Source organism: Oleiphilus sp. HI0066 (assembly GCF_001635725.1).
This window is the reverse complement of record NZ_LWFH01000954.1, coordinates 1-1,162: the sequence shown is the minus strand read 5'-3', so window position 1 is coordinate 1,162 and position 1,162 is coordinate 1. Positions and strand designations below refer to the sequence as shown.

Genomic DNA, 1,162 nt, shown 5'->3' with positions numbered 1-1,162 from the left:
TACAATCTGATCGGCAAGCCACGTTAAGCAGCTTGCCGATCAGATTGTAAGTGGTATTCATGGTCGCTTTGAAAAGCAATATCCATCTGGCGGCTCGATCAATATCGAGGATATANAAGATCAAGTTGAGCTAGGCTTGATGCGCCAAGGGATGCAGAAAGTTGCACGGGCTTATGTTTTGTACCGTGAGGAGCACGCTCAGCAGCGTAAAGATCAACAGCCTAGCGAAGAGGCACATCCTCACTTCAAAATGCAACGCAATGATGGCTCTGAGGCGCCATTAAACATTGGTCGTATTCGCGCTTTGATTTCTCAGGTGTGCAGAGGCCTTGAAGGCGTTGATGCAGATCATTTATTAGATTCGAGCTATCGCAACCTGTATCACGGCATTAAAGAGGAAGATATTGGTACAGCGCTTATTATGGCTGCGCGACCTTTGATCGAGTCAGAGCCGAATTATTCGTTTGTTAGTGCAAGGTTGTTGTTGGATTCGTTAATGAGCGAGGTGGGTAAGGCATTGAATGTTTACTTGCCTGCTGCGATAGAAGATGCGAGTAATGCGTATGCTGAAATATTCGAAGCGGGCATCCGTTTTGGCATTCAAGAAGAGCTTATCGATTCTAAGTTAGATTCCTTCAATATAGAGATGCTTGCCGATGCGCTCAAACCAGAGCGTGACAACCAGTTTACCTATTTAGGGTTACAGACTTTATACGATCGTTACTTTATTCATCATGAAGAAACGCGTATTGAATTGCCGCAAACCTTTTTTATGCGAGTCGCAATGGGGCTCGCGCTAAATGAGGATGACCCTACAGCCCGTGCAATTGAATTTTATGACCTCTTGTCATCGTTTGATTATATGAGCTCAACCCCCACCTTGTTCAATTCCGGAACGTTAAGACCTCAACTATCATCGTGCTATCTGACCACTGTTCCAGATGACTTGAGCGGTATATATGACGCTTTGCGTGACAATGCCTTGCTCTCAAAATGGGCAGGTGGATTGGGTAATGATTGGACTAATGTTCGCTCGCTAGGCGCGCACATCAAGGGAACTAATGGCCAGTCTCAGGGGGTCGTGCCGTTCCTTAAAGTTGTAAATGACACGGCTGTTGCAGTGAACCCAGGCGGTAAACGCAAAGGAGCCGTTTGTGCATAC

1 protein-coding gene and 1 pseudogene are annotated in these 1,162 nt (G+C 46.2%); both read left to right on the top strand.

Annotated features, from left to right (window positions below; translation table 11 throughout):
- Nucleotides 1-43: 43 nt before the first annotated feature.
- Nucleotides 44-139, top strand: a pseudogene (locus A3738_RS32600) (hypothetical protein); the annotation flags it as partial.
- Nucleotides 140-151: 12 nt separating this feature from the next.
- Nucleotides 152-1,162: ribonucleotide reductase N-terminal alpha domain-containing protein (locus A3738_RS10820; protein ID WP_369819797.1), on the top strand; the 1,011-nt coding region annotated here is incomplete at its 3' end.